Origin of the sequence: Actinomadura alba, assembly GCF_014323705.1 — a bacterium.
In the GTDB taxonomy this organism is placed as follows: domain Bacteria; phylum Actinomycetota; class Actinomycetes; order Streptosporangiales; family Streptosporangiaceae; genus Actinomadura_C; species Actinomadura_C alba.
The window spans coordinates 183161-197262 of the sequence record NZ_JABVEC010000012.1; the positions used below are offsets into that span (position 1 = coordinate 183161).

Here is a 14102-nt window from a genome sequence, read left to right on the forward strand (position 1 = left end):
CGTCGACACCTGTTACCGGCGACGGGCCGTCAGCCGACCGGCCGCCAGTAGTAGGTGGCGCCGGAGCGGAACGTACAGCGCACCCGGCGGCCGTCCGCGGTGGTCTCCATGGTCCCGGCGTCCTGCCAACCGCAGGAGCCACCGACCCGGACGTCGGACTGCGGCCCTCCCGCCGGAACCGACGCCTGAGCCGTCGGCGTGAGAGAGGGAGAGTGCGAGGGCTCCACGCGCGATCCGCGATCCGAGGAGCCCCGGACGGACAGCACGCCGCCCACCGCCGCCGCGCCGAGCGCCGCCGCGATCACGGCGGCGACGACCGGCCGCCGGCGCGACCTCGCGTGCCCGGCGAGCTCCGGATCCCGGCCCAGGCCGGCCGGCGTCGGCTCCGGGCCCCGCCCCCGGCCGGTCGGCTCCCGCCCCCGGCTCTGCTCCGTCCCGGCCTCGTGCGGCGATGCCCGCGGTGCATCCCAGCCTTCAGGCAGCGGGCCGAGCTGATCGAAGATCTCGATCAGCTCGCCATCGGCCGTACGAGCGGGCACCTCCAGCGTCAGCCCGCAGTTACCCAGCCACTCACCCGCAGCCGCGGCGTCGGCCGGGCGATCTCTCGGGTCCGGAGCGCACAGCCCGGCGACGACCGACCACAGCACGGAGGGCACACCTTCGGGCGGCGGACCGAACCGCTGTCCCACTTCAGGCCGGGCGGCCCCGGTGAGCAATTGCCAGGCGACCATCCCCGCGGCGTAGAGGTCCTGCCGCGGCCCCGGATGGCCGCCCTCGAGCACCTCGGGTGCGACGTAGCCGGGCGTGCCCACCACGAAGCCGGTCGTGGTGAAGCGCTGCCCATCGGGATGGAGCGCGGCCCCGAAATCGATCAGGCGCGCGTGCGGGAGCCGGGCACCGGTCGCCTCCAGCAGCACGTTGGCCGGCTTCACGTCGCGGTGGACCGCTCCCTCGGCGTGTACATGGCCGAGTGCCGCGAGCAACTGCGCCAGGATCTCCGCGGCGTACGCGGCGGGAAGCGGCCCGTAGTCGTTGACCAGCGTCTCCAGCGACCCGCCGTGCACCAGGTCCATGACGAGCACCATGTCGTCGTCGTCGGCAGCCCAGCCGTACGGGATCAGTACGTGTGGATGTGCGATCCGCAGCGACTGCTCACGGATGGCGCGCACCACGCCGATGGTGCCGATCTCGGGGTTCATGAGCTTGGCGGCGCAGTAACGGGCCCTCCGGTGATCGAACGCCCGCCATACCGAGCCCGCCGCGCCGGAGCCCACTCTGTCGATCAACGCGACACGACCAGCCACGACTCGTCCAGGTCGGCCGGTCACCATGTGAGGACTGAATTCGCGACAGCATCGGGACGTGCCATGAACACATGGAACACCATGGCTTGTCCCCCTCTAAATCGAGCTGCGGCGTGAGGGTGCCGTTGTTCAATGTCGGGAGAACCAATGGCGGTCACCGGTGGCGCGGCAGCCGGTAGTAAGACGTGCCGGTCACCACCCTCACCCGCAGCACCATCCCGAAGCGCCGGCGCAACTCGGCGACCGATGCACCAGCCCCCGCATCGACCGAGCACTGCCCGAACGCCACGCCCGACGGCGGGCAGGTCGCCGAGAGCGCCTCCACTTGGCTGATCAGCGGCCTCGTCACATCCCACCCGACGACGACCCGGCCGTCGTCCAGACCGGGGGCGGGTAGCAGGGTGCTCTCGTCCGTCCGGCCGCGCTTGACGTAGTAGTCGATGGCGACGTTCGCCTGCGATCCGGCCGGCTTATCGTCAATGATCTTCGCGGTCTCGATCTGCCGCAGCACGTCGACGATCCTGCCGCCCTTCACCCCGTACACCGAGGTACCGCTCATCTGGCAGGTCAGCAGCCACGGGTCGCGGCCATCCTCGAAGGTATACGGGCGCGGGCCCGAACAGGAGTCGCTGATCACCGTGAAGCCGTGCGTCAAGCCCCGGACGTTGAACGGGGCGAGGCGCTCATCAATCGACGCCCGGCGCTCGGCGCGGGCCTTGACCGCTTCCGGCGCGACCGCCATCCTCTTCAACTCGGCGACCGGCGGGTCGGCCGAGCAGGCCGCCAAGAGCGCGGCCGGCACCGACACGGTGGCCATGAGAGCGGGCACCGCGGTGAGAAGTGACCGGCGACGAGACGACACGAATTCTCCAGTTCCAGACGATGACAGCTGCCACCGTCGCAGGACGCGCCGACGGTCGACCAGGGTGAAGATCACCGAACTGGCCGAACGGACACCGGCCCGTCGCCGCCGGCGGTGTCATGCAGCGGCCAGAGACCTGGCGATCCGGGAGCCGAAGCGAGTCCACCCCCGCCAGACGATATCGATCGTCCTTGTCGATCTGCGACGAGCAGTCGCCTGATCGGTCCAGCTGACGGCCGGGTCGCCTCGGCTCAGTCTGCCGCCGGCAGGAAAGCGACCAGCCGGCGGGCGCTTGGATGTCGTCGCCGAGCGGGGAACCCTCGGTGAAGAGCCGCAGGAACGCGTACTCGTGGCAGGCGTCATGGGGCACATCGGCCTTGGATGTCGGGACGAACGGCCCGTTCCGCCCTGGCCGGGTGCGAGGACCATGAGAGCAGGGACGGGCTGTGGCGCGGCCGGTGCCGCGCCCCGGTGGAGAGGAGAGCGGGCGTAATGAGCCGCATCGCTCATCGCTTGGCCGAACTGTTCCGGATCAAGGCGGACAAGGTCCTGGACCGGGCCGAGGATCCACGGCAGATGCGAGAGCTGCCGTCGGACAATGGACTGATCGCGCGGTGAGGGGGATGCGCAGCCGCTTCCAGCCCGACCGGCAGTTGACCGCCCGCATGCTGGTCACCATCTTCCTGCTCGGACTGCTGTATGTGGCGTTCATCGCGGTGCTGATCGTCCTGCTCAAGTCCTGGCTCCTGGTGGTGGTCATCGCGGCGGGCCTGCTCGGCGCCCAGTACTGGTTCTCCGACCGGATCGCCTTGTACGCGATGCACGGCCGTCTGGTCACCCCGGAGCAGCAGCCCCATCTGCACGGCGTCATCGACCGGCTGTGCGCCACCGCGGACATGCCGAAACCCCGCGTGGCCGTGTCCGCGATGGACCTGCCCAACGCGTTCGCCACCGGCCGCAACGCCGATCACGCGGTGGTCTGCGTCACCACCGGGTTGCTGCGCCGCCTGGAGGCCGAGGAACTGGAGGGCGTCCTCGCGCACGAGCTCTCCCATGTCGCGCACCGCGACGTGGCGGTGATCACGATCGCCTCGTTCCTGGGTGTGATCGCCGGGCTCATCGTCCGCTTCGCCTTCTACTCCCAGCTGTTCGGCGGGCGCGGCCGACGTGATCAGAACACCGCCGCAATGCTCCTGGCCGTCATGGCGGTATCCGCCCTCGTCTATGCCATCAGCTTCCTGCTCATCCGCGCGCTCTCGCGCTACCGTGAGCTGGCCGCCGACCGCGCCGCGGCGATGCTCACCGGCCGGCCCTCCGCGCTGGCCTCCGCGCTGACCAAGGTCAGCGGCGACATCGCCCGCATCCCCACCCAGGATCTGCGCACCGCCCAGGCGTTCAACGCCTTCTTCTTCACCCCCGCCCTGGGGCCGGGCACCGTCGTCTCCAACCTGTTCTCCACCCACCCCAGCCTCCAACGCCGGCTCGACCAGCTGGCGCAGATCTCGGCAGAGCTGTCCGGGCCGGGGTGACCGCGCGCCACGGGCCCGCCCGCTTCGCAGCCGTCGCGGGCCAGACGAACCGAGCAGCGTTTGAGGAGATGGTGCGGGTGGGTTTCTGGGACGTCCTCTTCGGCCGTAGCAAACCGGTCAGGCCCGATCTCGATCAACTGTTCGGCCTGCCCTCGGCAGCGATCACTCTCCAGGCGGCCACCGGCTTCGAACCGACCGGCAGTGGATCGGTGTGCTTTGCCACCATCGAGGGTGGAGCGTTCGCACAGGTCCAGCAGGACGTACGGGCCCTGCTCGACGCGGACACCGAACGCGGTGGGATGCCGGTGGAGCTCAGCCGCGACGCATACGGGTATTCCTGGCTGTTCTCGCGCCGCGATCCCGGCGACCTGGCCGCCCTCGTAAGCGACCTGCACGCAGTGAACACGGCCCTGCAAGACAGCGGCTTCGGCCCACAGCTACTCTGCTCACTGGCCGGCTTCCGCGACGCCGAACAGCGCCCGCTCGCATTGGTCTACCTCTACAAGCGCGGGACGTTCTACCCCTTCGCGCCGCTCCCGGGCGAGAAACGCGACAACCCACTTGAACTCCAGATCAAGGCGACGATCGCCGACGACCTGCGGATCGAACAAGATCTCAGCCGCTGGTTCCCGGTCTGGGGCGCCCCAGGCCTGTGAGCCGACGGCCCGCCGGGCTTCCTCCCACCCCTCCGTCACGCTGTCGTACGGTTCTTGCCTGGGGGCAAGGGGTCGTGGGTTCGAATCCCGCCGCCCCGACCGGGTTTGTGCAGGTCAGAAGGGCTTCTGATCTTCCTCCGGGGCCATTTTTCGATCTTGAAGCCAGCCGCAGGAACACCGCTCGCATAGCCAGGGCCATCGAGCCCCGACGCAGAGCGCGGCCCTGCGGTCGGCTGGGTCACGAACTGCTGATCGGATGTCGAGCCATCGAGCTCTTTCATTAGGGCATGGCGTGTCCCCGCACGGCTCTTTGACCTGCGCTAACCCCTTCGTGTAGGAGTGTGACAGTTGAAAGTGACATGTGGGATCGACTGGGCCGAACGCCACCATGACGTCGCCCTGGTCGATGGCGACGGCAACTCATCGCCCGGCGGCGCATCCCTACGACGCCGTCGGCTGGCGGATGCTCGCCGAACTGCTCGCCGAACTCCAGACCATCCTTCGCCAGGGAACGCCTCCACCAGCTCCCGCTGGTCGAAAACGCCCTCGGCAACAGGCCCAGGCACTACTCCTGCAGCTAGCGGTCACCACTTGACGACCTAGGAAGATCGGATGTCTCCAGGGACCTGGCCTGAGTGGCACCCGCATGGTGTGCAGGAAGGCGGGCAGCCTCCGACGCGAGGACCGGCGCGTCTCGACGCGCGCGGCGTCGCCTTGCGAGCCTCCCCCGGAAAGACGGCCTACCACCGAACACGTGGTGTTCGACGGTAAGCGGTGCGATCGTCCAGGCCGGGATTCAGCGGCGGACCATGACCTCGGACAAAGGCTTGCGGGACAGATCTGGCACTCGCGCGTCCGTGGCCGGATAGCCGACCGGAATCACCAAGTAGGGGCGTTCCTCCGGCGGCCGGTCACAGACCCGGTTGAGAAAACGCATCGGGCTGGGCGTGTGGGCCAGGGTCGCCAGGCCCGCGTGATGGAGTGCCGCCAACAAGATGCCCACGGCAATGCCCACGGATTCCTTGACGTAGTAAGGCTTGGGGGTGTTCGGCCCGCGGTGCACCTCGAACACCACGATCACCGCAGGCGCCGTTTCGAGGAACGGTTTGCGCCAGTCGGTGCCGATCGGGGCGATGGCGTCCAGCCATTCGGCGCCCGCACGGCGCCGGTAAAACTCCCGTTCCTCCGCCTCGGCCGCCAGCCGCAGGCGGCGCTTGTGCTGCGGGCTCGTCACGACCACGAACCGCCAGGGCTGGATGTTGGCCCCGCTGGGAGCGCTGGCCGCAGCACGGACGGCCGTCTCGATCACGGTCTCGGGGACGGGATCGGTGGAGAAGTCACGGACCGACCGGCGGCTCGCCATCTGGTCGGCGAAGGCTCGTACCGAACGAACGGCGTCCTCGGGAGACATCCGCCGGTGCTGCAACGGGACCGTGGGTTGAGCCGCGCTCTGGGTCATTGGAAAGCCTCCGAGCTGCGTGATGTCTCCAGGATGAGCCCGCAGCAAGCCGTGGCGCCTTACGGCGGTGTGCTGTGTTGGGTCGCTGCACTCCTGGGCCCGGTGGTCGCTCAACTCTCTTCCACACCGATCCGGGGCGGTGCGTCCAGGTCGCGCGCGGCGTACCCCTCGCGGTTGCCCTGAGACCGCACGGACCGCGGCCGATCACAGGACAGGGCGCCCGACCACCGCCGGGTGGATCGGTCAAATGGGTCCCGACACGATCCGGTCGATGAGCGCCGCCAGCAGCGCCGTCCGTTCCGGCATCCTCGCCACCTCGACGTATTCGGTGCGGGCATGCGCGCCACCGCCGACCGCACCCAGCCCGTCAAGGGTCGGCACGCCGAGTGCCCCTGTGAAGTTCGCGTCGGACGCGCCGGACACGGACGCCCCCGCCGGGGGCGGGACGCCGATGTCGGCGGCCACCAGTGTGGTGAGCCTGAGCAGCGGCAGCGCGACCTCGGGCGTCAGAGGGTACCGGTTCACGCCGCCCTCGACGGTCAGCCGCGCCTCCTCCAGCAGTGGCGCCAGTGCGCGCATCCGCCGATCCACGCGGTCCAGTTCGCTCCCGGTCCAGGAGCGCACGTCCACACAGACGGTCGCCGCCTCGGGCACGGTGTTGGTCGTCGTCCCACCGGAGAGCAGCGTGGGCGTGACGCTTGTGCCGTCCGGCGTGGACGCGAGCGCCTGGACGGCGAGCACCTGGCTGGCGACCTCGATAGTGGCGTTGACGCCGCGATGGGGTTCCACGCCCGCGTGGGCCGCCCGGCCGTGGATCACGAGCCGGTAGAGTGCCCCGCCCTTGCGCGCCACCTTCAGCTCACCGGCCGGTGTGCTCGCCTCGCAGACCAGCACCGCTCCCGAGCGCCGCGCCTCCCGTTCGATCAGACCACGCGAGGTCACCGAGCCGGTCTCCTCGTCGCCGGTGAGCAGCACGCCGACCTGCGAGGGATCGGTCACCAGGGCGAGCGCGGCCAACATCTGTACGATGCCGCCCTTCATGTCGCACACGCCCGGCCCGGTCGCCCGGTCGCCGGTGACGGTGAAGGGCCAGTCCGCGATCGTGCCGGCGGGCCACACCGTGTCGAAATGCCCCAGCAGCAGGACCTTCTGCTGCTTCGCCGGCCACAGCAGGTGCGGCACCCCGTCCCGGACTACCCGGGTGGCCGGACGACCGAGAATCCGTTCACCCCACCCGGCCAACAGTTCGGAGCAGGCGGTCAGCCGTGACGGAGATCCGCTGGGCGACTCACAAGACACCAATTCATCCAGCCGCCGCGTCATCTCCGCGGTGTTCTCATAGGCCGCGAACAACACGCGGATCCCCTCCTTACGCACATGTTCGGCGCTCAAATACCGCCTCAGGACTTGTTGCCCTACCGACAACCCGAGTATCGAACAGGCAGGGGCCACCAACCCTTCTTCTGGAATGCTGAAACGAGCCTTCTGAAGTGCTGAAACGAGCTGACGCTGCGCCGGTTCGACGAGTTCGAAGGCGCGGGGCCGGGCCTGCTCCCAAACGTTTCCCCAGGCGCAAGGGAGAGGTTTCCATAGGACCGCCGACAGCGGGATCGGGAGGTGGTAGAACGACGAACCCGGCACACAGCCGGCGGTCGAGGTGAAATGTCCTGTGCTCCCTGGACGCCTTCGGCCTCACGGAGGTCGCGCCCGTGGCGCAGCAGCCGGCGACGACGCCGCGGACACATAACTCTGAGCGCTGGTGTTCCCCAGCCGGTTGGTCAGCCATTGCAGCGCGAGCAAATTCCCCAGCTTCAGCTCGCCCTCAAGGCGTCATCATGGTTGGCCATCGCAAAAAGTCCGGCGGATAGGGACAGCGTCGCCGCACGCCGCCCAGGAACCGCTCGCGACGCGAGCCCTATCCGCACGGACTCTCAACTATCGATTCCGGCAGGTCAGCGACCGCCATTGAGCTTCTGCTGGACGAACGTGAAGGCGCGTTCGCCGAACTGCGGGGCGAAGCCGGCCATCTCCTTGATCGAGGCCGGGAAATGCACACCGGCCCAGAGCCTGCTCATACCGCAGTCTTGGGCGAAACCGGTCCACGTGTTCCAGCTCAGGGTGATGTCGTGCGCCGGCGTGACGCCGGGTTCGATCTTCGATGAACCCGCTTGCCAGGGGACCGCGATCTGGATCGCGTCGGTGCCGAAGTAGCGTCGCGACGCCTGTGCGAAGGCCAGGCAGAGCGCCGCCGAGCCGGAGGGGTACTCGGGATGGTTGGCGGTGCGAAGGTAGCTGCGCCATTCCTTGCCGGTGATGTCGTCTACGGTGCCCTTGCCCGGGCCGCCCCATGCCCGCACCCGCTTGTCGCCGTACAGGTAGCGGATCGCGCTGAACGGCCGCACCGCATCGAAACGCGCCTTCTGGTACCACACCGCGACGGTGGTATCGAAGGAGGCGACCTCGACGGTGGCGACGAAGTGGACAGTCTTCTCGACGTCCAGGCCCTTCTGCGCGATCACCGTGGCTGTGGCGGCGAAACCCAGGGACAAGAACTTGTCATTGAACAACTCAGCGGTCATCTTCTGGGTGTCGGTCAGCGCCGCCGAAGCCGCGAGGACCTCGTTGGCCTGGCGCCGGTAGGCCTCCAGGTTGTGATGATCGCTGTCGCGCGGTGGGGCCAGCCGGAACTGACTCGGGTCATCGAAGGTGATCGGCTTGGCGCGGCCCATCTGCGGGGTAACGAACTGCTGCACCGTGAAGGTGCCGTTGTTGTTGGAAACGATGGCCGGCTGCCAGCGCGACGGGTTACGAAGCTGGTAGGCGGTATTCACCGGCACGTAACCGGTGTAATCCCCGTAGGGTTCCGTGTTGTATCGGCTGCCTCCCTCGTCGCCGAACCTGTTCATGCCGTCCTTGCTCCGTGCCTCAAGGGCACGGCGGGCGGCAAGGTTGCCGAGACCGATCGCGGTATCGGTGTTCTCCTGTCCGGCGTCGGGATCGAGACCGAGTGAGTTCATCATGTTGCGCCACTGCGCCGAGAACTCCGGGATGAGCTTGTTCAGGATGCGATAGGACGCGTAAATGACGGCGGTGTTCTTATTTCGATTGGTGTTCTCGCTCGGCGGGCGGCGACCGAGATTCGAAAAGATGCCGACCGCCTTGGGGTGGTACGGGGCGATGGCGTCGAACCAGGAGAGCTCCAGGAGCAGGGCGTGGTCGACGATGAACGTGACGTCGGAGCCGTCAGCGGATATCGTCACTCCCTGCGCCTGCGCGAGCGCGGGGAAAACCACCTCGGATACGGCGTTGCCCCTGTCGAAGTCGAAAGCCGCTCGCACCGCCTTCTTCGGCATGGCCACCGCCGCTGGGACCGTGAGCACGATGAGCGACAGAATCGCGCAGACAGTGATCGCCCACTTCCGAGAGTTCAAACTTCGAGGTCGCATAAAGCTGGGCATGACTCATTCTCCCGTCACTGGGATGGGGCTGCCGACTTTGTCCTGCTAGGAGCCTTGAGACCGAGCGAGATAAATTATCATAAACCTCTCCAGTAGTAAATTGCACTAGGAAACGGGTGGCCGCTTCTGGTCCGCAGATTCCTACCCGTTCAACTGGGGACGACTTGACACTATCCGTGTAATTACTTTCGGCCTGGAGTCGTGACCAATTGTAATTGGACCTGGGTGGCTCTCCTGCCCGGCGAAAATCGATCATCTCGACCGTGTTGGTTTGCCTGGCAGACTGACGCGGCGACCCCGGGACAGCACGGTGGCGGGCAATCACGGATTCACCCGGATAGAGCCCATCGACGTCGCTAGTCTGGCCCCCCGGCAACTCTTGCGTAAGCGCGTCTGTAAGTTCTAAACTACGGTTAGTGGCGACTTACCGAGTTGATACTCGCGGAGCACTCGGCGATCCGACGTGGCGTGCGGTCTTCGAGATTCCGGGCAGCGCGCCGAAGTCGGTCCGCGAACTGGCTGAAGCGTTGCCGGTGAGCCGTCCAACCGTCTCCCAACATTTGAAAGTCCGGAAAGAGTCCGGTTTGGTCACCAAGCGCGCAGGCCGTGCACACCGCGACCACGCGACCCGGCTGGACCAGCGAGTCCGCAGGTAAGGAAAGGCACCAGGCATGAGCCAGCCAGTCGACATCAAGGATGCGGTACGCCAGACCATTACGGTCCCGGCGACGCCGAAACAGGCGTTCCAGGCGTTCACCGAACAGTTCGGGCTCTGGTGGCCGCAGGAATACAGCATCGGGAAGGTGGCGATGGCCGACTTCGTGGTCGAGCCCAGGGCGGGTGGCCGCTGGTACGAGGTCGGAGTAGACGGCACCGAGTGCGACACCGGCCGGGTGACCGCCTACGAGCCCCCGGATCGCCTCGTCTTGGCCTGGCATCTCGACGGCAACTGGCAGTTCGACCCTGACCCGGCGCACGCCAGCGAGGTCGAGGTGCGTTTCGTTGCCGACGGCAACAGCACGCGGGTGGAGCTTGTGCATCGGTACTTCGAGCGGCATGGTGCGGGCGCTCCCGCCGTGCGCGCCGCAGTGGAATCCACCGGCGGATGGGGCAACTGCATGGCTGCCTACCTGCGCTGGGTCGCGGCCTGAGTACTTTCGCGGGAGCCGCCGCCGAAGTGAATCAGATATCTTCCGAGAACCTCGTCTCATCAAGATCGTCCGAGTAGTCGGCGGCGACGGTATGGGCGACGGGCAGTCCCGCGCGCCGCCATTCGGGCATCCCACCCGCCAGCGGCCGGGCGTTATGGCCGTGCGCCCGGAGCGCGCGAACGGCCTTCGGGGCCAGTAGGCAGTAGCGACCGCGGCAGTAGGCGACAACATCGGCTCCAGGTGGCAGTTCGGCCAGGCGCGCCTCAAGTTGGTCGTTCGGCAAATTGATCGCACCCAGTATGTGCCCGGCCGCGTATTCGGCCGGTGGGCGCACGTCCACCACGACGACATCGCCTTCCTCGATACGCCGGGCCAGTTCGTCCTGCGACACCGGCTCCAGCGCCGCTACATCGCCGAGATACGCGTGCGCGGCCAGTTCCACTTCGGCGAGCCGCAGCGCCGCGAATTCCTGAACCTGATCGACGAACGCACCTACCCGTTCGTCGGTCAGCCGATAGAACACCCGGACGCTCGATCGACGGGTGGTAAGCAGCCCCGCCGAAGCCAGCACCTTCAACTGGGCCGAGGTGTTGCCCACCTTCATCCCCGCGGCCTCGGCGAGGTCCTCCACGCTGCGTTCGCCCTGGGCCAAGAGGTCGAGCAAGATCAGGCGAACCGGATTGGCCAGCGCCTTCCCCACCCGGGAGAACTGTTCGTAGAGCGCCATCTTGCCCATATCAGCCATCTTGAGATTCCAATCTTCGACAGAAGACCGTCCGGGCCCCGTCAACCCAGGGCCGCCGCGGCCGCCGGGTGAGTTCTGCCGGGGGCGCCGGCCACGATGGCCTGCGCACCGCATTGCCGTCACCTGGTTCAGAGCGGCGATCAGGCCGGCGACAGAATCTGCTGCCGCGACCGGGAAAGATCGTGTAGTGCAGGTCCGAGGCTCACCTGTTTACTGGGCCCTAGGTGCGGAGGTCGGCCCTGACTTGAAGAACACCTCGCGCGGCCCACTCCCGACCGGCACGGTTAGTGATCTCGATGGCGACACGGTAGATCCGTGGATCCGAGCCCTCCGACGGCACGGACAGATCGTGATTCAACTAATAACTTCTATAGCATCTTGTCAACAGTTCAACGTCTCCGAGCTCGGTCATCGCTTGTTCCCTTGGTCGCGGCGGGAGGCCTTTTCGGCGAACCGTTCCAGCAGGACGATCCAATTGCCACAGCTGATGAGCGCGTCGCATACGGCCTGGCCGCCGACGACCCGATCGAGGTACCGATGCTCGAGCTCCACCGTGGCACACCCGGGGCCGCCCGGGGTGAACCGCACCTCGATCTCGCTCGCATGCTCGGGATCGGGATCGAACTCCCACTGACCGTTGATCTGCCACGTGACGACCAACCGGTGCGGCGGCTCCCAGATCAGCACCCGGCCCCAGTCGCACTCGCTGCCGTCTTCGCCGCGTTCGTACCATCGCCCGCCCACCCCCGGTTCCAGGTTGACCTCGGCCATATCTGCCTGGCCGATATGGAATTGGTGCGGCCACCACGTGCCGAAGGAGTGCGCGAAGACGCGGAACGCGTGGTCGGGGGACGCGCTTACAGTGATCGCTCCCCGCAGCGCCGGGATCTTGGGCGCCGTGGTCATCCACCCTGTCGATCGGGTCGACAAGGATCGCGCCGGCGGCCACGGGAATGCCGTGCGGTCCAGGTAAGCGCGCAGGGCGGCCAGCCCGTCCGGGTTGAGCCGATACACGCGGCGGGTGCCCTGGGCCTTGCTGACCACGAGACCGCCGTCTTTAAGCAAGCGAAGGTGCTGGGACACCGCCGGTCGGCTGACCGGCAACTGCTGGGCCAACTCCCCCACCGAGCATGGGCCTTGAGCCAGCAACTCGAAGATCGCCCGCCTTGTCGGGTCACCGAGCAACCCGAGACCGGCATCTCCGTAAGCTTTCACGATCGTAAGTCTAGGCTTACGATGGTTCTCTTTGCAATGCTTTGTCCGGTTAACGACAGCACGTGGCCTTCAACGCACGGCACGGATTCCGCCTCTTTGGACTCCGGGACGCCGGTAAGCGACGGTTGACGCTTTCGAAAGTCGACACTAACGTACTGAACGCCATTGGTTCGCGCGCCTCAGGTGCCGCTGACCAGAGCTCGGTATCTCCCACCACCTGTGTAGTACTCCTGCTGGAGCACCCATGGCTCTCAATGATCAAGAGACCGACGCGCCGCAGCGGCAACGCTGGACGGTCGTTATCGTGTCGATCGTCTCGTTCATGGTCGGTCTCGACGTCCTGGTACTCATGACGGCCTTGCCGACCATCCGCGAGGAACTCGGCGCCGACGCCGCCGGCATCGGCTGGACGATCAACGCTTACGAGATAGGTTTCGCCGCGCTCATCCTCACCGGTGCCGCCCTGGGAGACCGCTACGGGCGGCGGTTGCTGTTCGTCATCGGCGTGGCGGCCTTCACCGTGGGCTCGGCCTGGTGCGCGCTGAGCTCGAGCATCGAGATGCTCGTTGTCGCGCGGGCCTTCCAGGGGCTCGGCGGCGGTGTGGCGGTCGGGCTGTCACTCGCGCTCATCAGCTCCGTGACACCACCGGCCAAGCGAGGCGCGGCCTTCGGCGTCTGGGGTGCGGTGACCGGGACGGCGGTGGCGGTCGGCCCCATTGTCGGCGGCGCGATCGTCCATGGCCTCACCTGGCAATGGATCTTCTGGCTCAACGTGCCGGTCGGTGTGATTCTGCTCGGGTTGAGCCTTGTGAAGATCACCGAGTCGACGGGCAACCGCCTTCCCATCGACGTCGTAGGGCTGATTCTTTCCAGCATCGGCCTTGTCACGCTCGCGCAGGCGCTGCTGCGCGGCAGCGACGCGGGCTGGACCGCACCGTCGATTCTCCTCGGGCTGATCGGCGGCGTCGTGGCGCTCGCCCTGTTCGTACTGTGGGAACACCGGAACCCGGCGCCGATGATGCCCTTGGCGATTTTCCGCAATCTGAGCTTCACCGGCGGCTGTGGTGCGAGCTTCATCATGGGCGTCGCCCTCTACGGCCAGACGTTCATCTTCGCCCAGTACCTGCAGGTGGCACTGGAACAGGACGCGCTCGGGGTCGGAATCCGGCTGCTGCCGTGGGTCTCGACCGCCCCCTTGGTCGCGCCGCTCGCCGGTCAGCTCGCCGACAGGATCGGCGAGCGGCCGCTCGTGATCACTGGTTTCGTGCTCTTCGCCGCCGCCTTCTTCCTCATGGCTCCGCTCGCCAGGTCGGACGCGTCGTACGCGACGCTGGTCATTCCTTTGATCATCGCCGGCATCGGCGGACCGATAACGTTCGTCAGCATGTCGTCGGCGGTGATGAGAGCCGTGGAACCCGCCCGACTCGGTATCGCCTCCGGGGTGAGCATTGCCGTTCGGCAGGTCGGCGCCGTCTTCGGCGTCGCGGTCGCGGTGGCCGTGTTCACCAGCTCCGGCGGCGGTTTCGCCGCACCGCAGCAGTTCGTCGACGGGTACGGCCCGGCGGCCACGGTACTGGCGGTCATCGCCCTTCTCGGAGTTGTTCCCGCACTGGTCATCCGCCCACTCACCGCACGGGACGCACCGACGCGTGCGGCCAAGGCCGATTCGGTGTGAGCCCCCGATCTGGCTGAGTGGGGCCAGATCTCGCGCCCTGGCAGGAGG

Annotated in this window: 13 protein-coding genes and 1 pseudogene; 7 read left to right on the forward strand and 7 right to left on the reverse strand. The window is 67.3% G+C overall.

The features are described 5' to 3' along the window. Nucleotides 1-29 precede the first annotated feature (29 nt). Complete coding sequence (locus tag HKK74_RS18020) at nt 30-1304, reverse strand: serine/threonine-protein kinase (RefSeq protein ID WP_187244380.1); 1275 nt, start codon at nt 1302-1304, stop codon at nt 30-32. 154 nt (nt 1305-1458) lie between these two features. Beyond that, nucleotides 1459-2166, reverse strand: coding sequence for a hypothetical protein (locus tag HKK74_RS18025; RefSeq protein ID WP_187244381.1), 708 nt, complete (start codon nt 2164-2166; stop codon nt 1459-1461). Nucleotides 2167-2658: 492 nt separating this feature from the next. On the opposite strand from HKK74_RS18025, the gene HKK74_RS40890 reads away from it, so the two are divergent. From HKK74_RS40890 to HKK74_RS41915, 4 genes and pseudogenes are all read left to right on the forward strand, one after another. Then, nucleotides 2659-2784 (forward strand): hypothetical protein, encoded by a 126-nt coding sequence (locus HKK74_RS40890; RefSeq protein WP_281397805.1) that lies wholly within the window; start codon nt 2659-2661, stop codon nt 2782-2784. A gap of 5 nt (nt 2785-2789) precedes the next feature. After that, nucleotides 2790-3695 (forward strand): zinc metalloprotease HtpX, encoded by a 906-nt coding sequence (htpX, locus tag HKK74_RS18030; RefSeq protein WP_187244382.1) that lies wholly within the window; start codon nt 2790-2792, stop codon nt 3693-3695. A 77-nt stretch (nt 3696-3772) separates the two neighbouring features. Then, nucleotides 3773-4351, forward strand: coding sequence for a PspA-associated protein PspAB (pspAB, locus tag HKK74_RS18035; RefSeq protein WP_187244383.1), 579 nt, complete (start codon nt 3773-3775; stop codon nt 4349-4351). Nucleotides 4352-4699: 348 nt separating this feature from the next. Further along, nucleotides 4700-4838: pseudogene (locus HKK74_RS41915) on the forward strand (IS110 family transposase); the annotation flags it as partial. A gap of 309 nt (nt 4839-5147) precedes the next feature. Here the strand turns inward: HKK74_RS41915 and HKK74_RS18040 are convergent. The 3 genes from HKK74_RS18040 to HKK74_RS18050 all read right to left on the reverse strand — a co-directional run bounded on the left by HKK74_RS18040 (nt 5148) and on the right by HKK74_RS18050 (nt 9268). Beyond that, entirely contained in the window at nt 5148-5810 is a 663-nt protein-coding gene (locus HKK74_RS18040; RefSeq protein ID WP_187244384.1) for a nitroreductase family protein, read from the reverse strand. Between the two features lie 243 nt (nt 5811-6053). Then, nucleotides 6054-7166, reverse strand: coding sequence for a M20 family metallopeptidase (locus tag HKK74_RS18045; RefSeq protein WP_312881587.1), 1113 nt, complete (start codon nt 7164-7166; stop codon nt 6054-6056). A gap of 596 nt (nt 7167-7762) precedes the next feature. Beyond that, nucleotides 7763-9268: a vanadium-dependent haloperoxidase gene (locus tag HKK74_RS18050; protein WP_222722405.1), complete on the reverse strand. Its 1506-nt coding sequence runs from the start codon at nt 9266-9268 to the stop codon at nt 7763-7765. 416 nt (nt 9269-9684) lie between these two features. Here HKK74_RS18050 and HKK74_RS41920 point away from each other — a divergent pair, with 416 nt between their 5' ends. Together HKK74_RS41920 and HKK74_RS18060 are read left to right on the forward strand one after the other, a co-directional pair. After that, the gene (locus HKK74_RS41920) at nt 9685-9924 is read left to right on the forward strand and encodes an ArsR family transcriptional regulator (protein ID WP_187244385.1); all 240 of its coding nucleotides are present in this window, start codon (nt 9685-9687) and stop codon (nt 9922-9924) included. Between the two features lie 15 nt (nt 9925-9939). Next, complete coding sequence (locus tag HKK74_RS18060; RefSeq protein ID WP_187244386.1) at nt 9940-10419, forward strand: SRPBCC family protein; 480 nt, start codon at nt 9940-9942, stop codon at nt 10417-10419. A 31-nt stretch (nt 10420-10450) separates the two neighbouring features. Here HKK74_RS18060 and HKK74_RS18065 read toward each other — a convergent pair whose 3' ends face one another. Together HKK74_RS18065 and HKK74_RS39120 are read right to left on the reverse strand one after the other, a co-directional pair. Next, nucleotides 10451-11155 carry an ArsR/SmtB family transcription factor gene (locus tag HKK74_RS18065; protein ID WP_246491678.1) on the reverse strand — a complete coding sequence of 235 codons (705 nt, stop codon included), beginning with the start codon at nt 11153-11155 and terminating at the stop codon, nt 10451-10453. A 417-nt stretch (nt 11156-11572) separates the two neighbouring features. Continuing rightward, on the reverse strand, nt 11573-12379 hold the full coding sequence (locus HKK74_RS39120; RefSeq protein WP_222722406.1) for a metalloregulator ArsR/SmtB family transcription factor: 807 nt from the start codon (nt 12377-12379) through the stop codon (nt 11573-11575). Between the two features lie 244 nt (nt 12380-12623). Between HKK74_RS39120 and HKK74_RS18080 the strand changes: the two genes are divergently transcribed. Beyond that, the gene (locus tag HKK74_RS18080) at nt 12624-14054 is read left to right on the forward strand and encodes a DHA2 family efflux MFS transporter permease subunit (RefSeq protein ID WP_187244388.1); all 1431 of its coding nucleotides are present in this window, start codon (nt 12624-12626) and stop codon (nt 14052-14054) included. Nucleotides 14055-14102: the final 48 nt, after the last annotated feature.